This is a genomic window from Ruegeria sp. YTSA075 (assembly GCF_059610245.1).
In genome coordinates this window covers 69559-95732 of record NZ_JBXWNG010000002.1, presented here as the reverse complement: position 1 = coordinate 95732, position 26174 = coordinate 69559, and the positions used below count along the sequence as shown (strand labels likewise).

The 26174-nt window shown below is 57.9% G+C and carries 24 protein-coding genes; 5 read left to right on the top strand and 19 right to left on the bottom strand.

Annotated features, from left to right (window positions below; translation table 11 throughout):
* Positions 1 to 15: 15 nt before the first annotated feature.
* The 19 genes from AC2FGE_RS03590 to AC2FGE_RS03500 all read right to left on the bottom strand — a co-directional run bounded on the left by AC2FGE_RS03590 (position 16) and on the right by AC2FGE_RS03500 (position 20112).
* Positions 16 to 1266: an NAD(P)/FAD-dependent oxidoreductase gene (locus AC2FGE_RS03590; protein ID WP_496817823.1), complete on the bottom strand. Its 1251-nt coding sequence runs from the start codon at positions 1264 to 1266 to the stop codon at positions 16 to 18.
* Positions 1267 to 1329: 63 nt separating this feature from the next.
* Positions 1330 to 2262 (bottom strand): 4-hydroxyproline epimerase, encoded by a 933-nt coding sequence (locus tag AC2FGE_RS03585; RefSeq protein WP_496817822.1) that lies wholly within the window; start codon positions 2260 to 2262, stop codon positions 1330 to 1332.
* Positions 2253 to 3212: a dihydrodipicolinate synthase family protein gene (locus AC2FGE_RS03580; RefSeq protein WP_496817821.1), complete on the bottom strand. Its 960-nt coding sequence runs from the start codon at positions 3210 to 3212 to the stop codon at positions 2253 to 2255. Before AC2FGE_RS03580 ends, AC2FGE_RS03585 begins: the two co-directional genes overlap by 10 nt.
* A 39-nt stretch (positions 3213 to 3251) precedes the next feature.
* Entirely contained in the window at positions 3252 to 3974 is a 723-nt protein-coding gene (locus tag AC2FGE_RS03575; RefSeq protein WP_496817820.1) for an amino acid ABC transporter ATP-binding protein, read from the bottom strand.
* On the bottom strand, positions 3971 to 4633 hold the full coding sequence (locus AC2FGE_RS03570) for an amino acid ABC transporter permease (RefSeq protein WP_496817819.1): 663 nt from the start codon (positions 4631 to 4633) through the stop codon (positions 3971 to 3973). Before AC2FGE_RS03570 ends, AC2FGE_RS03575 begins: the two co-directional genes overlap by 4 nt.
* An 11-nt stretch (positions 4634 to 4644) precedes the next feature.
* Positions 4645 to 5307 carry an amino acid ABC transporter permease gene (locus AC2FGE_RS03565; protein ID WP_496817818.1) on the bottom strand — a complete coding sequence of 221 codons (663 nt, stop codon included), beginning with the start codon at positions 5305 to 5307 and terminating at the stop codon, positions 4645 to 4647.
* Positions 5308 to 5379: 72 nt separating this feature from the next.
* On the bottom strand, positions 5380 to 6180 hold the full coding sequence (locus AC2FGE_RS03560) for a transporter substrate-binding domain-containing protein (RefSeq protein WP_496817817.1): 801 nt from the start codon (positions 6178 to 6180) through the stop codon (positions 5380 to 5382).
* Between the two features lie 223 nt (positions 6181 to 6403).
* On the bottom strand, positions 6404 to 7363 hold the full coding sequence (locus AC2FGE_RS03555; protein ID WP_496817816.1) for a dipeptide ABC transporter ATP-binding protein: 960 nt from the start codon (positions 7361 to 7363) through the stop codon (positions 6404 to 6406).
* Positions 7360 to 8337, bottom strand: coding sequence for an ABC transporter ATP-binding protein (locus tag AC2FGE_RS03550; RefSeq protein WP_496817815.1), 978 nt, complete (start codon positions 8335 to 8337; stop codon positions 7360 to 7362). Before AC2FGE_RS03550 ends, AC2FGE_RS03555 begins: the two co-directional genes overlap by 4 nt.
* Positions 8338 to 8341: 4 nt before the next feature.
* Positions 8342 to 9244 (bottom strand): ABC transporter permease subunit, encoded by a 903-nt coding sequence (locus AC2FGE_RS03545; RefSeq protein WP_496817814.1) that lies wholly within the window; start codon positions 9242 to 9244, stop codon positions 8342 to 8344.
* Complete coding sequence (locus tag AC2FGE_RS03540; RefSeq protein WP_496817813.1) at positions 9244 to 10251, bottom strand: ABC transporter permease subunit; 1008 nt, start codon at positions 10249 to 10251, stop codon at positions 9244 to 9246. The genes AC2FGE_RS03545 and AC2FGE_RS03540 overlap by 1 nt, the downstream gene beginning before the upstream one ends.
* Positions 10251 to 11345, bottom strand: a complete 1095-nt coding sequence (locus AC2FGE_RS03535) for a M24 family metallopeptidase (RefSeq protein WP_496817812.1) — start codon at positions 11343 to 11345, stop codon at positions 10251 to 10253. Before AC2FGE_RS03535 ends, AC2FGE_RS03540 begins: the two co-directional genes overlap by 1 nt.
* A gap of 67 nt (positions 11346 to 11412) precedes the next feature.
* The gene (locus AC2FGE_RS03530; RefSeq protein ID WP_496817811.1) at positions 11413 to 12996 is read right to left on the bottom strand and encodes an ABC transporter substrate-binding protein; all 1584 of its coding nucleotides are present in this window, start codon (positions 12994 to 12996) and stop codon (positions 11413 to 11415) included.
* Positions 12997 to 13313: 317 nt separating this feature from the next.
* Positions 13314 to 14279 (bottom strand): ABC transporter ATP-binding protein, encoded by a 966-nt coding sequence (locus AC2FGE_RS03525; protein ID WP_496817810.1) that lies wholly within the window; start codon positions 14277 to 14279, stop codon positions 13314 to 13316.
* Positions 14276 to 15256 (bottom strand): ABC transporter ATP-binding protein, encoded by a 981-nt coding sequence (locus tag AC2FGE_RS03520; protein ID WP_496817809.1) that lies wholly within the window; start codon positions 15254 to 15256, stop codon positions 14276 to 14278. The genes AC2FGE_RS03525 and AC2FGE_RS03520 overlap by 4 nt, the downstream gene beginning before the upstream one ends.
* Positions 15256 to 16170: an ABC transporter permease gene (locus AC2FGE_RS03515; protein ID WP_496817808.1), complete on the bottom strand. Its 915-nt coding sequence runs from the start codon at positions 16168 to 16170 to the stop codon at positions 15256 to 15258. The genes AC2FGE_RS03520 and AC2FGE_RS03515 overlap by 1 nt, the downstream gene beginning before the upstream one ends.
* Positions 16170 to 17150: an ABC transporter permease gene (locus AC2FGE_RS03510; RefSeq protein WP_496817807.1), complete on the bottom strand. Its 981-nt coding sequence runs from the start codon at positions 17148 to 17150 to the stop codon at positions 16170 to 16172. Before AC2FGE_RS03510 ends, AC2FGE_RS03515 begins: the two co-directional genes overlap by 1 nt.
* A gap of 121 nt (positions 17151 to 17271) precedes the next feature.
* On the bottom strand, positions 17272 to 18852 hold the full coding sequence (locus AC2FGE_RS03505; RefSeq protein WP_496817806.1) for an ABC transporter substrate-binding protein: 1581 nt from the start codon (positions 18850 to 18852) through the stop codon (positions 17272 to 17274).
* A gap of 375 nt (positions 18853 to 19227) precedes the next feature.
* On the bottom strand, positions 19228 to 20112 hold the full coding sequence (locus AC2FGE_RS03500) for a LysR substrate-binding domain-containing protein (protein WP_496817805.1): 885 nt from the start codon (positions 20110 to 20112) through the stop codon (positions 19228 to 19230).
* A gap of 136 nt (positions 20113 to 20248) precedes the next feature.
* On the opposite strand from AC2FGE_RS03500, the gene AC2FGE_RS03495 reads away from it, so the two are divergent.
* The 5 genes from AC2FGE_RS03495 to AC2FGE_RS03475 all read left to right on the top strand — a co-directional run bounded on the left by AC2FGE_RS03495 (position 20249) and on the right by AC2FGE_RS03475 (position 26061).
* On the top strand, positions 20249 to 21868 hold the full coding sequence (locus AC2FGE_RS03495; RefSeq protein WP_496817804.1) for a GMC family oxidoreductase: 1620 nt from the start codon (positions 20249 to 20251) through the stop codon (positions 21866 to 21868).
* A complete protein-coding gene (locus tag AC2FGE_RS03490; protein WP_496817803.1) occupies positions 21865 to 23073 on the top strand; it encodes a mandelate racemase/muconate lactonizing enzyme family protein in 1209 nt (402 codons plus the stop codon). The genes AC2FGE_RS03495 and AC2FGE_RS03490 overlap by 4 nt, the downstream gene beginning before the upstream one ends.
* A 24-nt stretch (positions 23074 to 23097) precedes the next feature.
* Positions 23098 to 24540 carry an aldehyde dehydrogenase family protein gene (locus tag AC2FGE_RS03485; RefSeq protein WP_496817802.1) on the top strand — a complete coding sequence of 481 codons (1443 nt, stop codon included), beginning with the start codon at positions 23098 to 23100 and terminating at the stop codon, positions 24538 to 24540.
* Positions 24541 to 24658: 118 nt separating this feature from the next.
* Positions 24659 to 25111: a cupin domain-containing protein gene (locus AC2FGE_RS03480; protein WP_496817801.1), complete on the top strand. Its 453-nt coding sequence runs from the start codon at positions 24659 to 24661 to the stop codon at positions 25109 to 25111.
* A complete protein-coding gene (locus AC2FGE_RS03475) occupies positions 25108 to 26061 on the top strand; it encodes an NAD(P)-dependent oxidoreductase (RefSeq protein ID WP_496817800.1) in 954 nt (317 codons plus the stop codon). The genes AC2FGE_RS03480 and AC2FGE_RS03475 overlap by 4 nt, the downstream gene beginning before the upstream one ends.
* Positions 26062 to 26174 lie beyond the last annotated feature (113 nt).

The window sequence follows — 26174 nt, the reverse complement described above, 5'->3', positions numbered from 1 at the left end:
CGGTCATCCTCCAGATTAGAAACGCGTCGAAGCATAGGGTGCCATGTCGATATCCGGTTCGTGACCCATGGCCAGATCAGCGATCAGTTCCGCTGTACCGGCCGATTGGGTCAGCCCCAGATGGCCATGCCCAAAGCCATAAAGAACCTGCGGAGAACGGGCCGAACGAGAGATGACCGGAAGGCTGTCAGGCAGCGACGGGCGAAAACCCATCCATTGCGTGCCACCGTCTGCGTTCAAGCCCGGCATGAAGCGTTTTGCCTTGTTCAGCAAGGTATCAGCCCGCTTGAAGTTGGGCGCAAGTTGTAGCCCCCCCAGCTCGACCGCGCCACCGACACGCACACCGCCATTGATCCGCGACACGACAAAGCCATGTCCGCCAAAGGTCAGATGCGTCCGCAGATCAAAGGCACCTTCGGGCAGCGTGGTATTGTATCCGCGCTCGGTCTCCAACGGGATACGGTCCCCTATCGTTGCCGCCAACTGGTGCGACCATGCGCCTGCAGAGACAATGACTTGCCCGGCGGTTAACTCACCCTCGCTGGCCGTTACCCGCACCCCGGGGTCGATAGGTGTCAGCGCAGAAACACCCGCGATCCTGATCTCTCCTCCGCGCGATGTGAACTGCTTGGCCAAATGACTGGTCCACCTAGCGGGGTCTAGGGTGTTCAGCCAAGTTGGCGTAAAGCCTGCATGGGTGAATCTGCGATCCAGACCCGGCTGAATCTCGGCGATCGCCTCTGGACCCTCCAGCAAATCGAAAGGGATACCGTGTTCTTTGCGCAGCTCCCAGGTGGAGAGGCTGGCCCGAAACTCGGACTCGCTTTCGAACAGCAGCAACTGACCATCGCGCTGGAGAAAAGCCTCACCATCCACATCCGCGACCTGACGTTCCAACGCGGCTCGGCAGTGCTTCATCAACGCGGCTTGGGCAGTTATTGATGCGGCATAGCGGTCCCGCCAGCTGGCGCGCCAGAACCGCAGCATCCAGGGCGCTATGTTCAGCGCATAAGAGGGCGGAATCGACAATGGCCCCAAGGGATCAATCAGCCATTTCGGCGCTTTACGCATGATACCCGGAGTCGCGAGCGGCTCGATATCGGGAAAAGCAAACGCCCCGGCATTGCCTTTCGAGGCCCCCGCCCCAACCGCTTCACGATCCAGCACCAACACCTGTTTGCCGCGCTTTTGCAACGCCAGCGCCGTGCTGATCCCGATCAGACCGGCTCCGATCACGACAATATCCGGTTGAGTGCTAGGCTGCATGCTTGAGTGCTCTCACATTATGTTTGCCATAGGGCCAGATCGCTCTGGCCCCGGATCAGCGTATCAAAAGGCGATGCCGGCCCGAAACGGATCATCTTTTGCGAAAATCAACTTACCTTCCCCCATGACATGGGCCCGCCCGGTCAGGCTAGGGATCACGCCGCCATTTGCACCCGGCTGATAGCTCAGCCGATAAGGGCTGCCGATAACACTTTCCTGAACGATCTCTTCACCCGGTGCCAGCACCCCATCGGCCGCAAGGCAAGCCAGGCGGGCAGAACTGCCGGTTCCACAGGGCGAACGGTCATATTCATCATCGGGACACAGCACAAAGTTGCGGCTATGGATACCTGCGACATCGGATTGCCCCTGCAACACTACATGGTCCACAAGCTCACCGTTTTCGCCCGTGACACCTTGCGCGATGCACGCTTTGCGAATGGCGATCGCCAGATCGCCCAGGTCGCGGATGTTGCCCGGCTCCACAGCGATTGGACTTGGATCAACGATAAAGAACCAGTTCCCGCCATAGGCCAGGTCTCCGATTACCTGCCCTTGGCCCGCAACTTCCACCGCAACAGAGGCACGCACCCGGCGACTTTCAACATTGGTCACGCGGACGGTATTCGCATCCAACAGGTCTACCGAAATCAGACCTGCTGGGGTTTCAAATGCATGCCTGCCCGGGGTGATCCGACCCAGATAAGCCAGCGTCACCGCCAAACCAATAGTGCCATGACCACACATGCCCAGCACCGCATCAGCGTCGAAGTAAATTACGCCTGTTTCGCTACCCGGACCCTGCGGATCAACCAGCAGCGCCCCAACCATGCCTGGCTGACCGCGCGGTTCCAGCAGGACGGATTTGCAAAACGCCTCATGCTCTGTCGCTAGACGATGGGCGCGTTCAGCCAGAGACCCCGAACCCAGATCAGGGCCGCCATCCAGGATCACACGTGTGGGCATCCCGCCTGTGTGGCTGTCGATCACATGCATTCAGCGATGATCCCGCCCTGTTTGGACCAATCTTTGAACCACGCGCGGAACAGGGCATATTGCTGTTCGCAATAGTTGCGCTGCGCGTCTGTCAGCTCATCTGTTTCGTTGAAATGCAAGCGGTATTCCTCTTCACCGTTCAGCACCAGAAGGTATTTGTAGTAGAGCACCAGATCTGTACCTTCGTCAAAGCTGGCCAGCACGCCAAACGCCTCTTCCAGTTCCAGCGCACGCTGACGTGCCTCTGCGTGACCTGCGGCTGCCTTTTGGCACAACGCCGCCAGCAACAGCGCCTCACGCGGCAGCGCGGTGCCGATGCCGGTGATCGAACCGGTAGCGCCACAATTGACGAAGCCATGATAGACCTCGGTGTCCACACCAACCATCAGGGTGACCTGATCATCTTTGGACGTGATATGCTCTGCTGCATAGCGCAGATCGCCTTTGCCGCCGAATTCCTTGAACCCAACAAGGCTGGGGTGGTCAGCGCGCAGTTCCAGAAACAGATCGGCACGGGTTGCAAAGCCATAGACCGGGCTGTTGTAGATGATTGCAGGTATGTCCGGGGCCGCTGACAGGATCGCCTTGAAATGGTTCCGCTGTGCCGCAATCGACGAGCCGCGCGACAGCACGCGCGGGATCACCATAAGCCCGGCCGCCCCGACCTTTTGAGCGTGTGCCGCCAACGCCACCGCAGATTTGGAGTTGATCGCACCCGTGCCGACGACAACGGGCAGCCCAGCGTTGATCAAACGCTCAACACCTTCCATACGCTCAGCATCTGACAGCAATGGCCAGTCGCCCATCGAACCGCAATACACGACAGCCGACATACCTGCCGCGATCATTTCCTTGCCCTTTTTCACCAGCGCGTCGAAATCCGGTGTCCGATCCGGTTTGCACGGGGTCATCAGGGCCGGCATCGTGCCGGTGAAAATATTCTGGGACATGAACGTAACCTTCCTTAACGTGTCGTCTGGTCAAACTGCTTAGCGCACATTGGCCAGAAATTTGCGTGTATTCTCGGACTGTGCATCACCAAAGATCTGGCCGGGTGGGCCAATCTCTTCCATCACGCCCTGATGGAAAAAAGCAACCCTGTCCGATACATCGCGGGCGAAACCCATCTCATGTGTCACACAGATCATTGTCATGCCTTCTTCGGCCAAAAGGCGCATGGTATCGAGAACCTCACCCACCAGTTCGGGATCAAGGGCCGAGGTCGCTTCGTCAAACAGCATGTATTCCGGCTCCATCGCCAAGGCCCGCGCGATGGCAAGGCGCTGCTGCTGACCACCTGATAGGGCCGATGGGTAAACATTGAGCTTCTCGCCCAGACCCACATGGGTCAGTTGCTGAGTAGCAATGTCTTTGGCCTCTTGCTTTGATTTGCCTTTGACAAGTTTTGGGGCCAGCGCAACGTTTTCCAACGCCGTCAGGTGCGGGAAGCTGTTCCATTGCTGAAACACCATGCCAAGCTTTGTACGCAGCTTGTTGATGTCAGTGCCTTTTGCGTGCACATCGGTACCATCGACCGCAATTGCGCCTTGTTGGATGGGTTCCAGCCCGTTGATGCAATATAAAAGGGTTGATTTACCGGACCCGGACGCGCCGATCACCGAGAGGACCTCGCCTTTCTGGACGTCCAGATCGATGCCTTTCAGAACATGAAGCGCGCCAAAATACTTATGCAGATCACGAATTTCGATCATTGGGCCCACCTTTTTTCAAGAGACGCGGAATAGCGCGAAATCGGATAGCTGAGCGCGAAATAGAACGCGCCCGCGATTGTCAGGATCAGGAACGGCTCCTGCGTGCGGGTGATCAGGATCTGGCTGGCCTTGAGCAATTCGACATAGCCCAGCACCGAAACCAATGCGCTGTCTTTCATGACACCCAGCGCGACCCCGACCCAGGCCGGGAACACGGCGCGCCCGCCGATTGGAAAGACGACGTAACGCAGGTCCTGCCAATAGCTCATGCCCAGGCTGCGCGCAGCCCGGCGCATGGGTGTTCCAACAGCCTCGATCCCGCCGCGCGCAACATTCGCCACCAAAGCGGCAGTGTAGATCGACAGGATCACCACGCCCGAGGCGAACGGGTCCAGGTTCAGCCCAACAATGGGCGCGAAGTTATAAAACAGGACCAGTTGAATGATCAGCGGAACCGAGCGGAATATGTCCAGAACCGGGGCCAGCGTCAGCGTCGCCGCCAGCTTGCCCTCGTACAGGATCCAGCCGCATATCACGCCAAAAACCGTGCCGATAGAAATCGACAACACCGAAATCCAGAGCGTCCGCAACGCGGCTTCGCCCAGAAACCACAGATCGTTGATGTTAAAGCCGCTGAAGAACCTGACAGTGGGTTCCATCTGTGCCCCCTTCAGTATCTGAACAGCCGCGCCGCCAGCAGGCGCGAGGCGATAAGGATGATTTTGACGATCACGTAATAGATGACCGCGGTGACCGCGAAGTATTCAAAGATGCGGAAAGTGCGCGAGGCGAAGAACTGGGTTTCGCCCGACAGTTCCCGAAATCCGACCAACATCCCCAGCGAAGACATCAGCACGGCCCAGACCATCTGATTGGTGATCGGGTGATAGACGATACGAAACACCTGCGGAATCACCACGCGCGTATAAGCCTGCCAGGCGGTCATACCTAGGGATCGCGATGCCCTCAGTTGTGTTTCAGGAACAGCCTGAAACCCGCCGCGAAAATTCTCAGCCAGATAACCGGCGCAATTGAAGGTCAGCCCAGCCAGGACGATAAAGTACGGCGACAGGTGCAGGCCAAACGCGCCAAGCCCGAAGCCGAAAAAGAACAGCTGGAACAACGCTGGCGTATTGCGGGCCAGTTCGACCCAGGCCGACGCAAACCAATAAAGCGGGCCTTTCAGGTGCAGACGCGCCAGCGCCAGGCACAGGCCGACACCAATACCAAGGATCATCGCCAGCACCGCGACCTGCAGCGTCAGCAATGACGCTTCCAGCAGATCCGGCAGGCTTTTCATCACGGGCCGCCAATGGAAGTTATAGTCGAACACGGCTTTCCCTCATGGAAATGGGGCAACTCTCCCGCCCGGCTGGGGCCGGACGGGAGAGATGTTGGGATGCGATCAGTACATCACGCCGGGAATGCGCAGCTCGGGCGCGTCGCCACCGACATACTTGCCCCACAACTCCTGATAACGGCCCGAACGCACCTGATGCGTCACGAACAGGTTCAGGAAGTTCAGCCAGGTCACGTCCTGCCGTTTCCCCACAACCGAGGTGTAGTCGGTGGTCCAGGGCATGCGCGGGCCCGCCAAAACGGTTTCATATTGCTGCGTGATTGGCAGAACAGCGGTATTTGTGGTGATACCGATATCCGCCTTGCCTTGCGCCACGGCCAGGAACACTTCGTTTTCGGATTGATAACCCTGATAGTTACCTTCCTCGCCCCATTCGGCGGCGATTTTCAGCCATTCCTGTTCCGGCACTGTACCGATGGCGGCTGCCACGCGCTTGCCACGAATATCCTCAAAGGTTTCGATACCACTGTCTGCATTTACCACACCTTGAGCGTAGTAAATTGCATAGGGGATGGTGAATCCAACGGTCCGCGCCCGTTCCAGGCTGTCCGAGGTTGCGCCGAAGACGACATCGGCGCGCCCGGTTACGATGACCGGCAGACGCTCGGCCCATGTCACCGGCAGAATTTCCGGTTCAACCTCCAACGCGGCGGCAAGGTCATTGCAGTATTCGACGTCAAAACCGGCCGGTTCGTTATTCGCATCCCGATACCCGATTGGCGGAAAATCAAGCACGACGCCACAGCGCAGCGTGCCGCGATCCACGACATCGTCAAGCGTATCCGCAGCAGCGGGAATAGCCGCAAAGGTCGTCAGAGCTGCGATGGCAGCGATTTTCTTCAACATGTGTTCCTCCCTGAATCTTGTGATCAAGATATATAAAGGATTTTGTATCCAACATCCAGTATAATGTTTTTGAAATGTATTTGTGCTGATCTGCGGAATAAGAGGAAACACGCGCCCATGCCTGAACGCTAAAATGGGCGCAGGCGACAACTAGCGGCACGGCTGAAGCGGCCCTAGTGAACTAAAGTTGAAACCGGCAAACCCATAGGGTCAGCCGGTGGTCTTAAGCCGTCAATGGGTTCAAGCAGGCCACCTGATGCACCTCACCGCTCAGTTCAGGTGGTGCGCTACGGCAAGCTTTGCTCGCCAACCAACACCGCTGTGCAAAGGCGCAGCCTTTTGGGACATTCATCGGCGAAGGCAATTCGCCCTCAAGCTTGATCCGGTCTTTGCGCGCTTCGGGATTGGCGCGCGGCGTTGTCGACAGCAGGGCCTTGGAATAGGGATGACGCGGGGCGGCGAATAGCTGCTCTTTAGGTGCCTTTTCGACAGCACGGCCCAGATACATCACGATCACATCATCGGCGAAGTGTTTGACCACGGAAAGGTCGTGCGAAATGAACAGGTAAGCAAGTTTCAGACGCTCCTGCAATTCGACAAGCAGGTTTAAAATCTGCGACTGGATGGACACATCCAGCGCCGACACAGGTTCATCCAGCACCAGCACCCTTGGGTTCAACATCAAGGCGCGGGCAATCGCGATCCGCTGACGCTGACCGCCCGAAAACATGTGCGGATACCGGTCATAATGTTCGGGCCGCAGGCCCACCATCTCGATCATCTGACGGGCCTGCGCCTCACGCTCTGCAGCGGACAAGTCGGGGCGGTTTATGATCAGCGGTTCCTGCAGAATCTGCCCGATCCGGTGGCGCGGGTTTAATGAGCCGTAAGGATCCTGAAACACGATCTGCACCGTTTCACGCGTTTGCGCCCATTTCGATGGGGTGATGTCGATCCCGTCGATCGTCAGTGTGCCCGAAGTTGGCTCTTCGATCATCGTGACCAACCGCGCCAGCGTGGACTTGCCACAGCCGGATTCACCCACAATGGCCAGCGTTTTGCCGGACTGAAGTTCAAAATCCACGCCAGACAACGCCTTGACCGTTGCCGGTTTCGACAACAAGCCGCCCTTTACCGTGTAATGACGGGCCAAGGCAGTCGCTTTGACGACAGGTGCGGTCATGCCAAATCTCCGGCTGTGATCTTTTCCACATGATGGCAGCGAGCCTTGCCAAAGGCGCCGTCATGGGGCGCGGGTGGTTTTGCGCGGCACAGGTCATCTGCAAACCTGCATCTTGGACTGAACAGGCACCCTTGGGGCCGGTCGAACTGACCAGGCACCACACCGGGTATCGTCGGCAGCATCTTGGATGTCGCCCGCTCTGGTAAGGCACTCAGCAAGGCCGAGGTGTAAGGGTGGCGAGGGGTGCGGAACAGGTCTTTGACCAGCTGCTCCTCGACCTTTTGGCCCGCATATTGAACCTGTACCCGTTCGGCCGTTTCAGCCACAACACCCATATCATGGGTAATCAGAACCAGACCCATCCCCTGTTCATCCCGCAGACGGACCAATAGATCCAGTATCTGCGCCTGAATGGTGACATCCAGCGCCGTGGTCGGCTCATCCGCGATCAGCAGTTTGGGCTTGCACGCGATGGCCATGGCAATCATGACCCGCTGGTTCATCCCGCCCGACATCTGGTGCGGGAAGGTGTTCAGACGACTTTCCGGTGCAGGGATGCCGACCTGGTCGAACAGCTCAATCGCCCGCTGGTGACGATCTTTACGGTTCAGACCCAGATGGATGCGCAGCGCCTCTTTGATCTGAAACCCGACTGTGAAGCAGGGGTTCAGTGACGACATCGGTTCCTGAAAGATCATCGCGATGTCTTTGCCGACGATCTTGCGCCGGTCCCGGGCCGAAGTTCGGGTCAGATCGATCCCCTCAAAACTCAGCTGGTCCGCAGTAATCGTGGCGGTCCAGGGCAGCAGGCCCATCAACGCCAGCATCGACACGGATTTGCCCGATCCGCTTTCGCCGACAATAGCCATCAGCTCACCCTTGTCGACTGAAAGGTCAACGCCATCCACGGCGCGGAACCTGCCTGATGCGGTTGCGAATTCAACGGTGAGGTTTCGGATATCCAAAAGGCTCATATCATCAGCTCCGCTTCAGCTTCGGGTCCAACGCATCGCGCAGACCGTCACCCATCAGATTGATGGCAAGCACCGTGATCAGGATGGCGAGGCCCGGAAAGGTCACCACCCACCAGGCGCGCAGGATGAATTCGCGCGCTTCGGCCAGCATCGTGCCCCATTCTGGCGTGGGCGGCTGCGCGCCCATGCCCAGAAAACCCAACGCGGCGGCGTCCAGAATGGCGGTCGAAAAGGACAGCGCCGCCTGCACGATGATCGGCGCCAGACAGTTCGGCAACACGGTTTTGAACATCAACCGAGCCTTGCCCGCCCCGGCCACGCGGGCCGAGGTCACATAATCCTTTTGCCGTTCGGACAGAACCGAGGCTCGAGTCAGACGCACATAGTGAGGCTGAAACACGATCGCAATTGCGATCATTGCGTTGGTCAGCGACGGCCCGAGGATGGCCACCAGCACCAGCGCCAGCAGCAGGGACGGGAAGGACAGGATGATATCCATCACCCGCATGATCAGCGTATCGACCCATTTTGGCGCAAACCCGGACAACAGCCCGATGATCACGCCACCGGTCACCGCAACGCAGACCACGACGATGCCCACAAAGAAGGAATAGCGCGACCCCATGATCAACCGCGACAGCATATCCCGGCCCAGCGGATCCGTGCCCAGCGGAAAGGCCCAACTGCCCCCTTCTTGCCAGGCCGGCGGTTGCAGGATGTGGCTTCTGAATTGTTCCGTCGGGTCATAGGGGGCCAGCAGGGGCGCAAATGCGGCACAAAAGACAAAGGCCAGGAATATCCATAAGCCAAAGACCGCGCCTCGGTTTTCGCTGAAGTAATACCAGAACTCGCGCAGGGCGCTGGGGCGGTCTTCGGTTTTGGGCGTGTTTGCGGACAACTCGGCCATCACCGCCTCCGGATTTTGGGGTTGATGATGCCGTAAAGGACATCAACAGCCAGGTTCACCAGCATCACTATCACAGCGATCATCAGCAGGCCGCCCTGCACCACCGGATAGTCACGGCGAAAGATGCTATCGACCATCCACTTGCCGATACCCGGCCAGCTAAAGATCGTCTCGGTCAGGATTGCGCCCGCCAGCAAGGTTCCGACCGACAGGCCAATAACGGTGATCACGGGGATCAGCGCATTGCGCAGCGCATGCAGCCCGTTGATCCGTGCCGGAGACAGACCTTTGGCACGCGCGGTTCGGATATAGTCTTCGCCCAACACCTCCAGCATTGCAGACCGGGTCTGGCGCGCGATGACTGCCAAGGGAATCGTGCCCAACACGATGGTTGGCAGGATCAGGTGCCGCACGGCTGACCCAAAGGCCCCCGATTGCCCGGACAGCAGGCTGTCAATCAGCATGAAACCCGTGACACTTGGGAAGTAATACAAAAGGTCAATCCGGCCCGAAACCGGAGTCCACCCCAAATTGCCCGAGAACACGATGATCAGCAGCAGCGCCCACCAGAAGATCGGCATCGAATACCCGATCAGGGCCGACGACATCAGCGCCCGGTCAAAGAACTTGCCACGGTTCACCGCAGCAATCACCCCTGCTGGCAAACCCAAAGCCACGGCAAAGATCATGGCACAGATCGACAACTCAAGCGTTGCAGGGAACAGCGCAAAGAACTCATCCCAGACAGGTTTCTTGGTGACAAAACTTTCGCCAAGATCACCCTGCAGAACGCCAACAAGATAGTCCCAATATTGCTGCAGGACTGGCTTGTCGAAGCCCAGCTTCTCGACCATTTCCTGATAACGTTCTTCGGTCATACCGCGCTCACCAGCCATGACGATGATCGGATCGCCGGGCAGCACCCGGATGAACATGAATGAGATCAGCGTTACACCCAGAAAGGTCGGGATGAACATTCCCAGCCGGGTCAGAAAGTAACCAAACATCAGCGACCTATGAGTGTGAGGTTTTTGGGGAAGCTGGTCAGTGACCGGCACCCCTGTTCGGTCACCAGAACATCATCCTCAATGCGAACGCCAAAGTTTCCGAGGTCGTAGAGCCCTGGCTCATTGGTCCAGACCATGCCCGGCAAAATTTCCTGGTGGTTTCCACGCATGATGTAGGGCGCCTCGTGCACATCCCGGCCTAGCCCGTGGCCCGTTTTTGTGCGGATACGATCCGCATAGGGCGAGGCCTCAAGCACGCCGGTCACGGCATCGTCGATATCATGGGCCGTCACACCGGGGCGGCAGGCTTCGAACCCCGCAAGGTTGGCGCGCAGGACGGTATCGTAGACATCCCTGCCCTCGTCCGAGACCTCTTCGACAAAGAAAGTACGCGTGATATCGGCTGCAAATCCATGTTTGCGAGCGCCAAAATCAAACAACAGCGCATCGCCCGGTTTGATCCGGTAATCCGCCCGCGCCTTGCCGTGCGGGCGTGCCGAGTTATCCCCTGCTGCAACGATCGGTGCAAACGCCAGAGAATCTGCACCTTCAGCAAACAGCGCCTGAATCAGGGCCTGTTCGATCTGCACTTCGGTTTGACCCGCGCGTACATCAGCAATCACATGTGTCAGCGCACGCTCCGAGATATCAATTGCCGCCTGCAATGCCGCGATATCGTCTTCGGTTTTACAAATCCGCAAACCCGAGATCTCACGCTCGGCATCCACAATCCGCAGATTGGGCATAGCGTTGGTAAGGGCCTTAGACACAAAGACCCGCATAACCTGCCCCTCAACAGCCAGCGAGCCAAGCGGCATGTGATCGGCCAGAGCTGCAAAGGCGTCATCATACCCGCACTGATCGAACCAGTCGAAAACGGCGCCTTCAAAACCCACCAGTTCCCACGATCCAAGTTCAAGATTGGGCACGACCGCTGCGGGTGCTCCTTCTGCCGGGATCACGACCACAAAAGGCCGCTCATGGCTCATAAAGGGCTTTCCCAAGGCGCGGGTAAAATTCGGGCCGGGCACAAGCGCCACGGCATCCACTGACAGGGTCTTTGCCAATTGGCGGTACTCGGACAAATCCGGCATTTGTGCCGACCTCCTCATAGAGAAAACCGAAGCCGCCACCGGGCGGCTTCGGCAAGTGAGTGGTGGCTTACTCGACGCTCACACCGTAGAAGATGTGGCCGCCCAGCGGGTGCACTTTGTACCCCTGCACCTCATTGCGCATCGGCATGTAAACAACCGAATGTGCGATGGTCGCCCAGGGTGCCTGCTCTTTGAAAATCACCTGCGCGTCTTCATACAGTTTCGTCCGTTCAGCCTGATCGGTGGTCTGCTTGGCCTTCAGGATCAAGTCTTCGAACGGCTGGTGGCACCACTGCGCACGGTTCGAGGCTTCGCGACCATCACATCCCAGTAGCACGGCCAGGAAGTTGTCTGGATCGCCGTTATCGCCAGTCCAGCCCAGTAGAACCGCACCGTCGCGGTTCAACTCCTTCGAACGCGACAAGTATTCACCCCATTCATAGGACACGATCTCGACATCCACGCCCACTTTGCCAAAATCTGCCTGGATCAGTTCCGCCATACGGCGTGCATTGGGGTTGTAGGGGCGCTGTACAGGCATCGCCCAGATCTTCATCGACAGATCAGAAACGCCTTCGGCGTCCAGCATGGCCTTAGCCGCTTCAGGATCATATGCATCATCGATGATGGCGTCATTATAGCTCCACATGGTTGGCGGGATCGGGTTCTTGGCCACCTGCCCAGACCCTTGGAACACCACGTCGATGATGGCATTCTTGTCGATCGCCATGTTCAGCGCCTTGCGGACGTTCGGGTTGTCGAACGGCTCCATGGTCGTGTTGTAAGCCAGGTACCCGACGTTCAGGCCTTCTTGCTCCATCATGTTGATGTCTGCGTCATCCTGCATCGCCTGAATATCGGCGGGGTTGGGATACGGCATGATATGGCACTCACCCGCTTTCAGCTTCTGGTAGCGCACCGACGCGTCCGGGGTGATCGCGAAAATCAGATTTTCCACATCTGCTGGTGCTTTCCAGTAATCGGCGTTTTGGGCATAGCGGATCACCGCATCCTTCTGATACGCCACGAATGAGAACGGGCCCGTGCCAATAGGCGCTGTATTCATCTTTTCAGGCGTGCCCGCTGCCATCATCGCATCCGCATATTCGGCAGACAGGATCGAGGCAAAATCCATCGCCATATTGGCAACAAACGGCGCTTCGGGCTTGGTCAGGGTGAACTTGACCGTATAGTCGTCGATTTTTTCGATCGACTCAACCAGATCCGGCATACCCATGCCCTGGAAGTATTCCCACGTGCCGCCCGAAACCTGATTGTAGGGATGCGCCTCATCCTTCTGACGCATGAACGAGAAAATTACATCATCCGCGTTGAAATCCCGGGTCGGGGTAAACTCGTCATTCGAGTGGAACTTGACACCCTGACGGAGCTTGAAGGTGTATTCCAAACCGTCATCACTGGCTTCCACGCTTTCGGCCAGGCCGGGGATCACGTTGGTCGTGCCGGTTTCGAACTCAAGCAGACGGTTGTAGATCGGATGCGAGGATGCATCAAATGTCGTGCCAGCGGTGAATAGGGCCGGATCAAACCCTTCCGGCGATCCTTCGGAACAGTAGACAAGCGTATTGGCCTGTGCCGCGGCAGCCGACAAGGCAATCGCAGCAGTTGCAGCGTACAGTTTCAGTTTCATGTGGGTCTCCCTTTGAGTGGGCAGCTGTTGCCTCGTTATGCCAGTATGGCCATTTTGATATTGCATAATGTATCCATTATACATTATCGACTGTCAACAGAGAATGGCGTTCGCAACCAAGGGCAGCCGAAAGGGCCCGCCGGCGCGGACCAAGGCATTGATTTAAGGGTTGATCGTATCGGCCAAACGGCCTCATCACGCATAACCAAGCCGTGCTTGCACGATGGTATGTGGCTTACCAAAATCCCACAGGCGCAACCCGGAAGGACCTATGGGCCGCACCTAGGGGCTATGTAAAACACTGGCCGGGTGCCGCTCTAACCCGCAAGATGGCATGCGACGCGACTGCCATTGAGGGATCGCATCTCGGGCCGCAGGCGGGCGCAGACCTCTGTCGCCATCGGGCAGCGTGGATGGAAGGCGCAACCGGTTGGCGGATTGATCGGATCGGGGATTTCGCCTTTGGGTGGCTCTACCTCGCGACCGAACGCATCCATCCTTGGCGCAGCGGCCAGCAACATCTGCGTATAGGGATGTTTGGGAGATTCAAACAGGTCATCAGGCGCTGCCTCTTCGACCAACCTGCCCAGATAAAGAACACCAATCCGGTCAGAGATATGGCGCACAACCGTCAGGTCATGGCTGATGAACAGGTATGTCAGGCCAAGGTCATCCTTCAGGTCGCTCATCAAGTTCAGCACCTGCGCCTGAACGGAAACATCCAGTGCCGATGTCGGCTCGTCGCAGACGATCAGCCGGGGCTGGGAGGCCAGCGCGCGGGCGATGCAGATGCGTTGACGTTGCCCGCCCGAGAACTCATGCGGGAACTTGTCTGCGTCCTCAGCCGATAGGCCGACCTGCTCCAACAATCGCTCGGCCAGCCCCTTGCTGTCTCCGCCCCTGGCGACGACAGGTTCACAGATGATATCACGGACCCGCCAACGCGGGTTCATCGAGGCAAACGGATCCTGAAAAATCATCTGGATCGCATCCCGGGCCTTGGCAACGGCCGCTGCGTCTTTCTCACGTGTTAAATCAACGCCCGAGATTTCGACCGAACCACCGGAGTTCTGCAAAAGACCCACAACCATCTTACCAATGGTCGATTTGCCCGATCCGCTTTCACCGACCAGCGAGTAAACGGTCTTTTCCTGAATGTCGAAGCTGACATCCGAAACGGCGGTCAGATGGGATTTGGGCAGGCGCTCCAAGACCCTATTCAACCAGGGTTTCGAGACATCAAAAACCCTGGTCAGTTCGTCTACGGAAACGATGGCGGTCATGCTGCGCCCTCCAATTTGATTGCGTGCCAACAGGCGGACCGGCCCTCGTCAGCCTCAAGTGTAGGAGGCGGGTTGCTGCCGCATCGCCCGGTGGCCCGTTCGCAGCGCGACGCAAAGGCACAGCCTTGCGGCAGACTGTGAAGCCGTGGCATCGCACCGGGGATCTGACGCAGCCGGCGCTGACCTGCCGACGCGGATGGTGTCGACCCCATCAGCCCATCGGTATAAGGATGCCGAGGGCGCATGATCACGTCCCGCACATCGCCGATCTCGGCCATCCGGCCCGCATACATGACCGCGACGCGATCAGCGGCCTCTGCAATCACTCCCATGTCGTGGGTGATCAGCATAACTGCGGTGCCACGCTCGCGGCACAATCGTTTGAGCAACGCGATGATCTGAGCCTGCACCGAGACATCCAGCGCCGTTGTGGGCTCATCCGCGATGATCAGCGACGGCTCGGCACACAGGGCCAACGCAATCACCACCCTTTGGCGCATACCTCCAGAGAATTCATGCGGGTAACTGTCAATCCGCTCGGCCGCCGCCGGAATACCGACCTCCTCAAGCGCGGCAATAGCCCGGCTGCGGGCGTCAGAGCGGGTCAGGCCCAGATGTTCGATCATCGTTCCGACCAATTGATCCCCGATTTTGATCAGCGGGTTAAGCGATGTCAGCGGATCCTGAAAGATCATCCCGATCTCTTTCCCGCGCAACTGCCGCATCTGTTCGGGTGGCAGGTTGTCGATGCGCCGACCATTCAGCCAGATCTCGCCCCCGGTGATCCGGGCGGGCGGGTTCAGCAGGCCGATAACAGCGTTTCCGGCCATGGACTTCCCCGCACCGCTTTCGCCGACGACACCAAGGATTTCACCCGGGGCGATATCATAGCTGACCTTATCAGTGGCACAAAGCCGGGCATGACGAGTCGGGATTTCAACAACAAGGTTTCGAATGGACAGGACAGGTTCAGTCATCAGCGCAGCTTTGGATTAAGGGCATCACGCAGCCAGTCACCCAGCATGTTCACGCTCAGCGCAAGTGTCAGAAGTGTGAGGGCCGGGAACAACAGGATCCACCACTCACCCGAAAAAAGGAATCCTTGGCCAATGCGGATCAGGGTTCCCAGCGAAGGCTGTGTAGGCGGCGCACCCACGCCCAGAAAGCTGAGCGTCGCTTCGGCGATAATGGCCAGAGCCAGTGAAATGGTGGCAATAACCAGAACCGGTGAAAGAACGTTAGGGAGGAGATGGCGGATCATGATGACCCACTTGGAACGCCCGATCAGCCGCGCCGCCTGCACATATTCCCGGTTCTTTTCCACTAAGGTGGCACCGCGGACGACACGTGCAAACTGTACCCATTCGCCCAGACCAATGGCCAGGATCAGAACCCAGATGGCCACCTGATCGCGGTATTCAACCGGTGTTATTCCTTTGGCAATCCCGAAGATCAGCATTGCGACAAGGATCGACGGAAAGGTAAGTTGCACATCAGCGATCCGCATGATGATGGTTTCCGTCCACCCGCCGACATAGCCGGCAATCAGCCCCAGAACGATGCCAAGGACCATGGCCAGGGCAACGGACAACACCCCAACCATCAACGAAATACGCATCCCGTAAAGAATGGTGGACAACACATCCCTGCCCTGATCATCGGTCCCCAGCAGAAAGACGTCACCGGTAAATGCGTTGGGCTCCATGGGCTTGGTGAAACCGTTCATCAGGTTCAACGTGGCCGGGTCAAACGGATTGTGTGGTGCAATAAACGGGGCAAACACCACCGCCAGCACCAAGATCAGCACGATCAACGCGGAAACCAGCGCAACAGGCGAGTTGCGGAAATTCCAGGCCAGATCAGATTGCCAGATGTTGTGAAGTTTGTGCATCAGTGTGCTCCTGCCTTGCTGGTCCGCAGGCGTGGGTCGATGAGGAAGTAGAACAGATCAACGATGAGGTTGATGGCGACAAACAGAACCGAAATCAGCATCAGATAGGCCGCCATGACCGGGATATCGACAAACTGAACCGCATTGATGAACAGCAAACCGACACCGGGCCACTGAAAGACCGTTTCGGTGATAATCGCGAACGCGATGATGCTGCCGAGTTGAAGGCCGATAATGGTGATCACTGGCACCAATGTGTTGACCAGAGAGTGGTGGAAATAGACCACATGCTCACGCAGACCACGGGCACGGGCGAACCGGATGTAGTCGGTGCGCAGAACCTCGAGCATCTCGGATCGCACCAGACGCATGATCAAGGTCATCTGATACAGGCCCAGCGTGATCGCAGGCAGGATGAGCGAGAGAAGGCCGCTCTTGGTCAGAAAACCGGTCGACCATTGGCCAATCTTGACCGTCTCACCCCTTCCGAAAGATGGCAGCCAGCCAAGCTCGACCGAAAACACATAGATCAGAACAATTCCGATCAGGAAGGTGGGCAACGATACCCCGATCAATGAGGCTGTCATGATCGTGTTGGATATCCAGCCATCGCGCCGGATCGCCGTATAGACGCCCAGCCCGATGCCCATCACAATGGCCAGCGTTCCGGATACCAGCGCAAGTTCCAATGTCGCAGGCGCACGCTCTAACAGGATTTCCGCAACGGGCCGCCCCTGCCGATAGCTCAGCCCGAAATTGCCGTGGGCGGCGTTCTCAAGAAAGCGCCAGTATTGCACGGGAAAGGGCTGATCCAGGCCCAATTCGGTGCGCAAACGCTCTACGTCTTCGGCTGTCCGCTCTTGCCCCAGCATGTTCTCAATCGGATCGCCGACAAAGCGAAACATCGAGAAGGCCACAAGGCCGACCACAAACAGCACCAGAACGGACTGCATGATACGGCGGATGATATAGGCTAACATTGGCTTTGGTCTCCAGGTTCGGATGCACGGCGCCCCGCAAGCCCCGATCAGGCGGGCCTTTGGGCAAGGAGCGGTGCGGCCAGAGCCTCCCATTTGGACAGGAGGCTCTGGTCCGCGGGCCCTATTGGAAGGCGAAGTATTTGAACTTCGGGCTGTCCTCGGGGTCGACAATCGTGTCGACGCTGGACTTCATGCCCCAGTTCAGAACCTGGTGGTGGATCGGCAGATACAACACGTCTTCCTGAACCTGATCCCAAATGGCACCGATGGATTCATTCCGGGCCGCCAGATTGGTCTGGCTTGCCAGCGCTTCGATCGCCTCGTCCAGTTCAGGGTTGGAATAACGGGTGCTGTTCCACGATCCGTATTCGTCACCTCTGGAATGAACCAGGAAGTTGAAGATGTATTCGGAATCATAGGTCGGAACACCCCAGCCCAGCATGTAGAAGTCGGATTCCAGGTTGTTGATCAACGGAAAATGCTGCGCCTTGGGTTTGGCATCCAGATTCACGTCGATCCCGATCTGCGCGAACATGCCGACCGAGGCCTGACAGATCGCTTCATCGTTGATGTAGCGATCATTCGGGCAATCCAGCTTGATCGAAAAGCCATCGCCATACCCGGCCTCTTCCATCAACGCCTTGGCCGCCGTGATATCAGTTGCCGGAACTTCGTCCAGCTCAGCGGTCCAACCGTTCACAAATGGGGGCATCGCCACGCCTGCAGGCTCTGACTGCCCGCGCATCACGATTTTCTGGATGGCCTCGCGGTTGATCGCCATGTTCATCGCCTGGCGTACACGCACGTCAGCCAGCGGATTTGCGCCATCAAGATTGTCATTGGCCAAGTCCGCGTCCCCTTGGTTCATCCCGAAAAAGATCACCCGGTTCTGCGGTGCTTTGCGCACGTCCAACTCGTCGGTGCCGTCCACGCGCGCAAGATCCTGTACCGGAACATCCTGAATGAAATCCACCTCACCAGACAGCAGGGCAGCGACCCGAGTGGCCGGGTTCTGGATTGGCAGGGCTTCGATCCGCGTGACTTCCAACGGGAATTGACCGTTCCCCCAATAGCCATCAAAACGCTCAAGCACTGTTTTCACATCCGGCTCGCGACTGACAACCTTGTAGGGGCCTGTACCATTTGCATTCTTGGTCGCATAGGTGTTTTCACCACCTTCATAGTCCTGCACGTCCACTGCGCCATTGGCCTCGGCCCAACCCTTGTCCATGATCAGAAGGTTGGTCAGATTGTTCGGCATGATCGGGTTTGGCCCTTTGGTCACGATCTCAACCGTGTAGGGGCCGGTGGCACGAACTTCGGCGACCGACGCCAAAACCTCGCGATAGTTGCTTGTATCCGTCATGGCGCGGTTCAGCGAGAAAACCACATCTTCACTGTCGAAATCTGCACCATCGTGGAATTTCACCCCCTCACGCAGGGTGAAGGTCCAGACATTCGGATCGCTGTCTGATGGGGCCCATTCAGTTGCAAGGCCGGGAACCAGCCCGCCTTTCATGTCTCGGTCTACCAGCGGCTCCATGATCTGGCGGCCAAGTGTGATTGTTGGCCCTTCATTCTGCGCGTGGGGATCAAGCGTCAGCGCATCGCCAGCACGTGCCCATTTCAGCGTTTCGGCTGAGGCCGGAACAGCGGTGGCAGCGCAAAAGGTACTGCACAGCAAAAGCGATCTGAGTTTCATGTTTTTCCTCCGTGTAGTCTCTGAAGGCATGGGAAACCCGTTTGGCAAATCGGATGATTTGCCATGGCGCCAACAAAGGTGCATTCTTTTTGTGAGGCCGCGTCCCTCCACGATACGCAGGCCGGATTTTATCTGCGCCAAGGTCTGACTGGTGAACCAGCGCAGAGATAAGGTTCTAGATTATTCGGGAATATTTGACCCAAAATTTGCGCATTTTAGCGAAATAGTGGTTCATATGAGCGGATATTATCGGAAAGTACCGATCAAGCTGTCGTGTAATCACATGCAAGATAAGTAATCCTGCTTCTCTCTGCCACCCTTGCTAGCTGAAACCGTTCTCTGAAGGATTCGAACATCAATCATGCCAGAACCTGTTCAAGGGCGGCCATGGATTGACTTCACCCAATCCGAAAACGCACGTACTTCTTCGCGTCTTTCCACCCCTTCGCGTTCAACGATGAAATGGGCCGGTCGGATCGCAAGCTTGTCTGAAATCGGTCTTACGACGGCACCGCGATCAAGAAACGCGCTGGCGAAGTTTTCGACGACAATGGCCATTCCGTATCCGGAACTTACAAATTGCAAGGCCATCAATGATGAATCAAACCGCGTCACCTTTTTGGCGACCGAAGCTGTCAGCCCCAACTGTTCCATCAGCTGTGGCCAATCCGATTCCGAGCCATGGATGGTTGTAATGTGATCGGAAGCAAGCTGATCAAATGTGGGGGCCTCGCCGAAACGGGCAAGGTGATCCGCATGGCAGACGGGAATGGCATATTCATGGCCCAGATGGGTAACGTGACCGTCCGTCCAGTCGCCATGACCGAACCGGATGTCGACATCCCCCAAACCTTGCTGAAAGCGACCTGCCCAGACGAAGGTTGAAAGCTCAACATCAATGTCAGGATGTTCAGCAAGAAACTCGTCCAGGCGGGGCGCAATGATAAGGGCGGCATATGAGATCGAGGCCCTGACCTTGATCTGCCGCTTCCTTGCGGCGCCGAACAGCCCAGCGGTGGCGGTGCGCATATCGGCAAGGCTTTGGCGGACCGGCTGCGCATAGGCTTCGCCCATATCCGTAAGCGCAACGCCGCGCGGCAATCGTTCGAACAGAGTTGTCTTCAGGTGATCTTCCAACAGACGCATCTGCTGGCTGACGGCCGCTGGGGTCAGGCCCAGCTCGTCTGCCGCCGCCGAAAAGCTGGCAAGTCTCGCGGCAGCCTCGAAGGTTCGCAACCAAGTTGGATGAGGCAGGTCCATATCGCATAACCGTTAAGTAAAGTTTGGTCTATATCCTAAAATCCATTGTTTGATTTAACAATACTTCTGCCAGAAAGATGTCCCCAAGGATCGCGGATGCGGCTCGCGCACCACGAAAGGGAGGCAGGTTGTCACGATGGACAGCTACGATTTCATCATTGTTGGCGCCGGGTCTGCGGGCTGCGTTTTGGCTGATAAACTAACAGCTTGCGGAGGTCACAAGGTCTTGCTGATCGAAGCGGGCGGATCGGATCGTCGTTTCTGGATCAAAATGCCATTGGGCTATGGCAAAACCTATGATGACCCAAAGGTCAACTGGTGCTACACAGCCGCGTCTGATCCGGGCCTGAACCAGCGTCAGGCTTTCTGGCCACGCGGGCGTGTGATCGGCGGATCAAGCTCGATCAACGCAATGGCCTATGTTCAGGGCTTGCCGCATGACTATGACGATTGGGAACATGCAGGCGCCACAGGATGGAACTGGGCCGCTGTTTCAGAAACGTTTGCCGCGCTTGAAACGCAGCACACCCAGGCAGGTGATATAGGAGCCGGCCCAATTCACGTCTCTGATCTGAGCCAGAAGATGCATCCGTTTTCGAACCACTTTCTGACCGCGGCGCGTCAGGCGGGTTGGCCCATTCTGGATAATCTGAACGGGTCCACGCGTGAGGGTATGGCCCGTCTGCGCAGCACCGTCAGAAACGGCAGGCGATGGTCGGCAGCAGATGCGTTTTTGCAAACGGCGAGGGGCCGATCCAACCTGCACATTGTCACTGAGGCTCTGGTCGAACGGATTATCGTCGACAACGGTGCCGCAACAGGGGTCACGTACCGGCAGGGCGACCGCAGCACCGTAGCACACGCCGCGTGTGAGGTCATCGTCAGCGCAGGGGCCGTGAACTCACCGCAAATTCTGCAACGGTCGGGCATCGGCCCTGCTGCCCTGTTGAAAAAGCACGGGATCGATGTGCGGCACCGGCTGGAGCAGGTGGGTCAGGGTTTGCAGGATCACCTTGCAGTCTCTTATCAATTTCAGGCTACCGAACCGACATTGAACAATCACCTGGGCAACTGGCCGGGCAAGATTATCGCCGGGGCGCAATATGTATTGACGCGGCAAGGCCCCCTGGCGGTACCCATCAATCAAGTCAGCGGCTTTGTTCGATCCGGGCGCAACCGGCATGCCGATTTGCAGATGTATTGCAATCCGATGTCCTATCGGGTGAATGCCGCCGGAAAGCCGGACGTGGAAAAGGAGGCCGGTTTTCTGATCTGCGCGCAGCCCTGTCGACCCACAAGCCGGGGCGAGGTTCTGATCACATCAGCAGACCCGCGTGACGCGCCCGAGATCCGGCCGAACTCGCTCTCTACAAACGAAGATTGCGCCATGGCAATCGCTGCAGGGCGCAATATCCAGAAACTTGCGAACACGCCTGCAATCCGTGCCGTGGTTCGCAGAGCGCCCGATATCACCGAACATTCCGACGATGCGCTGCTGGAGGATTTCCGTGAGCGGGCCAATTCGGTGTATCACGCCAGTTGCACCTGCCGGATGGGAAACTCGGCCGCTGACTCGGTTCTCGACCCTCGACTGCGGGTCCATGGCATGACCGGGCTGCGCGTGATTGATGCGTCCTCGTTTCCGAACGTTACCTCCGGCAATACCAACGCGCCCGTCATGATGCTGGCCGCGCGCGGGGCCGAGATGATCCTGGCGGATGTCCGGGCCTCGGGCTTGGAAAGGCACACGGCATGAAGCTTGATACACTTGAAACCTTTGTGGTGGGCAACCCGCCGCCCCGCCACGGCGGTCGCTATTTTATCTTTGTGCGCCTGACGACGGTCTGTGGGATCACCGGGGTAGGCGAAATCTACAACGCCACATTTGGGCCCGATCTGTGCGCAGCCATGGCCCATGATGTGTTTGAGCGGCAATTCGCGGGCCAGAACCCGCATCATATCGAACGGCTCTGGCGTCAAACCTATGGCGCGGGCTTTACCATGCGCCCCGATGTAACGGTGATGGGGGTGCTCAGCGGGCTTGAAATGGCCTGTTGGGACATCATCGGCAAGGCGGCGGATCAGCCGGTCTATGACCTGCTGGGCGGTAAGGTGCATGAGCGGTTGCGCAGCTATACCTATCTTTATCCGGCTGACGGGGATGTGTATCCCGACCCTGATCAACCGAATGTCTACAATGATCCCGATATCGCTGCCGAGGCGGCAGTCAGGGCCGTTGAACAGGGGTTTACGGCTGTCAAATTTGATCCGGCGGGACCCTACACGATCTATGACGGGCACCAACCCCGCCTAAGCGATCTGGACCGGTCCGAAGCGTTTTGCCGTCAGATCCGGGCCGCCGTGGGCGACAAGGCGGATCTGCTTTTTGGCACCCATGGCCAGTTTACGGTCTCAGGCGCCAAACGGATGGCGCGGCGGCTCGAAGCCTATGACCCGCTGTGGTTCGAGGAACCGGTACCACCGGAGAACCCGAATGATATGGCCGAAGTGGCCCGCTATACCTCGATCCCGGTGGCCGCGGGCGAACGGCTTTGTACAAAACATGAATTCGCGCGCATGCTGGAATGCGGGGCAGCCTCGATCCTGCAAATGAATCTCGGGCGCGTTGGTGGGCTTCTGGAGGCGAAGAAGATCGCAGGCATGGCTGAGACCCGACAGGCCGAGATCGCGCCGCATCTATATTGTGGGCCCATAGTAGCCGCAGCCAACATCCAGATCGCCACATGCAGCCCGAACTTTCTGATCCTGGAATCCATCGGTCGTTTCGACGGGCGGTTCATGGATTTCCTGACGACACCGATTTCTTGGGAGGATGGATATGTCCTGCCGCCTTCATCACCGGGGCTGGGTGTCGAGCTGAACGATGCAGCCATTGCCGCCCATCCCTATACCGGCACCGAACTTCATCTGAATCTGGAAACCGCACCGGTTTCCGCCTGACGTCTTTGGAATGGGAAAACCAATATGGAAGACCTGAACACGCATTACATCGATGGTGCCTGGGTCGCGCCTGCGTCCAGCATCGGCTTTCCGATCAAGAACCCTGCGGATAACTCTGTGATTGGCGGAGTTGCGCTGGGATCGGCTGCGGATGTCGACCGCGCCGTGACCGCCGCATTACGCGCCTTTGCGACTTTCTCAAAAACCTCCAAGGCCGAGAGGCTAACATTGCTGGAGCGCTTGCTGGAGGTCTACACCGCACGGCTTGAAGACATGTCCTGGGCCATCACGCGTGAAATGGGCGCACCCATCGATATGTCTCGCAACGCGCAAGCGGGCTGCGGGATCGAGCACATCAAGGATTTCATCCGCGTGCTCAAAGACCACGACGCGCGTGAAACCCTGCCCAGTGGCGATGTGCTGTACCGAGAGCCGATTGGCGTTTGCGGCCTGATCACCCCCTGGAACTGGCCGATCAGCCAGATTGCCCTCAAGGTCCTGCCTGCGCTTGCCGTGGGGGCCACCTGTGTTCTGAAACCTTCGGAACACACGCCCCTGTCCGCCGCGATCTTTGCCGAGATCGTTCACGAGGCCGGTTACCCAGCGGGCGTGTTCAACCTTGTATTTGGTGACGGGGCCGAGGTCGGGGCCGCCATGTCACGGCATCCGGACATCGCGATGATGTCTTTCACCGGTTCGACCCGCGCGGGTATCCTTGTGTCGAAAGACGCCGCAGATACGGTCAAACGTGTGGCACTGGAACTGGGCGGAAAATCCCCCAATCTGGTGTTTGCGGATAATGGTTCTGATCTGAAACCACGCGTCGAAGCATCGGTTTTCAACTGCTTCCACAATACTGGCCAATCCTGCAACGCCCCGACACGGATGCTCGTCGAACGTAGCTGCTATGAAGAGGTCGTCAACATCGCCGCTGCTGCGGCACAGACGCAGGCGGTGGGAAACCCAGCCCAGCCCGGCGATCATATCGGACCTCTTTTTGATCAGATCCAATATGACCGGGTGCAGCGGATGATCCAGATCGGCATTGATGAAGGCGCACGCCTGATTGCCGGTGGCCTCGGCAAACCGGACGGGTTTGAAAACGGTTGGTATGCGCAACCCACGATCTTTGCGGATGTGACAAACCAGATGACCATCGCGCGGGAAGAGATTTTCGGACCGGTTCTTGTCCTGATCCCGTTCGAAACCGAGGAAGAGGCCATTCAGATCGCCAACGACACTGTCTATGGCCTGGCGGCGTACGTTCAGACCGGAGATTCAGAGCGCGCCGAACGGGTCTGCGCCGCATTGCAGGCGGGCACTGTCACCATAAACGGGCAGAGCACCAATTTTGGCTCTCCATTCGGTGGATACAAACAATCCGGCAACGGACGTGAAGGCGGGACCTTTGGTCTTGAAGACTATCTGGAACTGAAGGTCCGGGGCGGGCTTGGCCTGCCTGTCTAACCCATACGCAACAGGCCAGCCCCCGGCACTTTCCGCCCAGGGGGCTGGCCCAAGGCGCCGAACACAGCTTGCGGGCAACTTCGGTCAAAGAAACTTAATTTGCTTGGGAGGAAGCAATATGTCCGACATGGACCTTAACCTGGCTCTAGAGCCCTGCCCCGCAAGTGACGCGCCGCAAAACCCGTGGTTTGCGTTTCGCGATGATACCCCGATCGAGGGCGGCTTCGACCCCAAATTTGGCGAGATCACCTGGCGAACACTGATCTGCAAAGATCGAATGAACTCGGACGATATTGTTCTGGGCACCGCCCATCTTCCGGCCTTCGGTCGCTTGCCGCTTCATCGTCACGAACCGGCCGAATTCTACTATTTTGTTTCGGGCCACGGCGAGGTCACCATCGAAGGCAAAGCCACCGCCGTGCACCCGGGCATGGCGGTGTTCATTCCCGGTGGGGCCGAACACGGTGTGACCGCCAGCGATGAGAGCCTTGAGTTTGTCTACGGCTTCGCCCAGCATCGTTTTGGCGATGTGGTCTATAACTTCTCAGAACAACAGGAAGCAGAACAATGAAAATCGGATTTATCGGCCTTGGCAATGTCGGCGGCAAGTTGAGCGGCAGCCTGATCCGCAATGGGCATGATGTGATGGTCCACGACCTGAACGCCGAATTCGTGGCCGAAAAAGTTGCGCTAGGCGCGACAGCCGGGGAAAACCCGGCTCAGATGATGCGGGAGTGCGACGTGATCATCACCTGCCTGCCGTCACCCGCGGCCTGCGACGCCGTGTTGCAACAGATGCTTCCCGAGGTGCGCGAAGGTAAGATCTGGATGGAAATGTCCACCACCGATCAGGCCGAGGCTGTTCGTCTTGGCAATCTGGTTATTGCTGCCGGGGGCGCTGCGGTGGATTGCCCGGTTTCGGGGGGCTGCCATCGTGCGGATACAGGCAATATCTCGATCTTTGCGGGCTGTGATCGCGCCACGTTTGAAAGGGTCCTGCCCTTGCTGACAACCCTTGGTCGCCGGGTTCTTCACACGGGCGAGTTGGGCTCGGCCTCGATGCTGAAGGTGCTGACCAACTATCTGGCCACCGTTCATCTGGTGGCCAATGCCGAGGCGCTGGTTGTGGCCAAGGCCGCCGGGATGGACCTCAACACCGCCTATGAGGCCATCGCGATATCGTCTGGCAATTCCTTTAGTCATGTCACGGAAAGTCAGGTCATCCTGAACGGGTCGCGCGATATTTCGTTCACCATGGACCTTGTGAAAAAGGATATCGGGCTGTTTCAGGAGATTGCCGAGCGCAACAATGTGCCCTTGGAAATCTCACCGCTGATCTGCAATATCTTCGACGATGGCATCGCCCGTTATGGCGATCGGGAGCTTTCACCAAACATCATCCGCCGTCTGGAAGACGCAACCGGGCTGGACATCCGCGCCCCTGGCTTCCCCGCCGAGATGACAGATGACGAACCCGAGGAACCCGGCTACGAGGTCACGCCAACAGGGCTGAGCCGCTAGAAACCGTTGTGATCAGGAGGAGATCGGCTTTTGTAGATCTCCCCCCCCGGACGGCCAATCCAAAGGCGTGTATCCGGGTATACCTAGCTGCGCCTGTGTAAAAAACGTTTCGT

Bases quoted from the DNA above. Each gene is read 5' to 3' on its own strand.
- AC2FGE_RS03590 (WP_496817823.1), bottom strand. From the start codon at position 1,266: ATGCAGCCTAGCACTCAACCGGATATTGTCGTGATCGGAGCCGGTCTG.
- AC2FGE_RS03585 (WP_496817822.1), bottom strand. From the start codon at position 2,262: ATGCATGTGATCGACAGCCACACAGGCGGGATGCCCACACGTGTGATC.
- AC2FGE_RS03580 (WP_496817821.1), bottom strand. From the start codon at position 3,212: ATGTCCCAGAATATTTTCACCGGCACGATGCCGGCCCTGATGACCCCG.
- AC2FGE_RS03575 (WP_496817820.1), bottom strand. From the start codon at position 3,974: ATGATCGAAATTCGTGATCTGCATAAGTATTTTGGCGCGCTTCATGTT.
- AC2FGE_RS03570 (WP_496817819.1), bottom strand. From the start codon at position 4,633: ATGGAACCCACTGTCAGGTTCTTCAGCGGCTTTAACATCAACGATCTG.
- AC2FGE_RS03560 (WP_496817817.1), bottom strand. From the start codon at position 6,180: ATGTTGAAGAAAATCGCTGCCATCGCAGCTCTGACGACCTTTGCGGCT.
- AC2FGE_RS03555 (WP_496817816.1), bottom strand. From the start codon at position 7,363: ATGACCGCACCTGTCGTCAAAGCGACTGCCTTGGCCCGTCATTACACG.
- AC2FGE_RS03550 (WP_496817815.1), bottom strand. From the start codon at position 8,337: ATGAGCCTTTTGGATATCCGAAACCTCACCGTTGAATTCGCAACCGCA.
- AC2FGE_RS03545 (WP_496817814.1), bottom strand. From the start codon at position 9,244: ATGGCCGAGTTGTCCGCAAACACGCCCAAAACCGAAGACCGCCCCAGC.
- AC2FGE_RS03540 (WP_496817813.1), bottom strand. From the start codon at position 10,251: ATGTTTGGTTACTTTCTGACCCGGCTGGGAATGTTCATCCCGACCTTT.
- AC2FGE_RS03535 (WP_496817812.1), bottom strand. From the start codon at position 11,345: ATGCCGGATTTGTCCGAGTACCGCCAATTGGCAAAGACCCTGTCAGTG.
- AC2FGE_RS03530 (WP_496817811.1), bottom strand. From the start codon at position 12,996: ATGAAACTGAAACTGTACGCTGCAACTGCTGCGATTGCCTTGTCGGCT.
- AC2FGE_RS03525 (WP_496817810.1), bottom strand. From the start codon at position 14,279: ATGACCGCCATCGTTTCCGTAGACGAACTGACCAGGGTTTTTGATGTC.
- AC2FGE_RS03520 (WP_496817809.1), bottom strand. From the start codon at position 15,256: ATGACTGAACCTGTCCTGTCCATTCGAAACCTTGTTGTTGAAATCCCG.
- AC2FGE_RS03515 (WP_496817808.1), bottom strand. From the start codon at position 16,170: ATGCACAAACTTCACAACATCTGGCAATCTGATCTGGCCTGGAATTTC.
- AC2FGE_RS03510 (WP_496817807.1), bottom strand. From the start codon at position 17,150: ATGTTAGCCTATATCATCCGCCGTATCATGCAGTCCGTTCTGGTGCTG.
- AC2FGE_RS03505 (WP_496817806.1), bottom strand. From the start codon at position 18,852: ATGAAACTCAGATCGCTTTTGCTGTGCAGTACCTTTTGCGCTGCCACC.
- AC2FGE_RS03500 (WP_496817805.1), bottom strand. From the start codon at position 20,112: ATGGACCTGCCTCATCCAACTTGGTTGCGAACCTTCGAGGCTGCCGCG.
- AC2FGE_RS03495 (WP_496817804.1), top strand. From the start codon at position 20,249: ATGGACAGCTACGATTTCATCATTGTTGGCGCCGGGTCTGCGGGCTGC.
- AC2FGE_RS03490 (WP_496817803.1), top strand. From the start codon at position 21,865: ATGAAGCTTGATACACTTGAAACCTTTGTGGTGGGCAACCCGCCGCCC.
- AC2FGE_RS03485 (WP_496817802.1), top strand. From the start codon at position 23,098: ATGGAAGACCTGAACACGCATTACATCGATGGTGCCTGGGTCGCGCCT.
- AC2FGE_RS03480 (WP_496817801.1), top strand. From the start codon at position 24,659: ATGTCCGACATGGACCTTAACCTGGCTCTAGAGCCCTGCCCCGCAAGT.
- AC2FGE_RS03475 (WP_496817800.1), top strand. From the start codon at position 25,108: ATGAAAATCGGATTTATCGGCCTTGGCAATGTCGGCGGCAAGTTGAGC.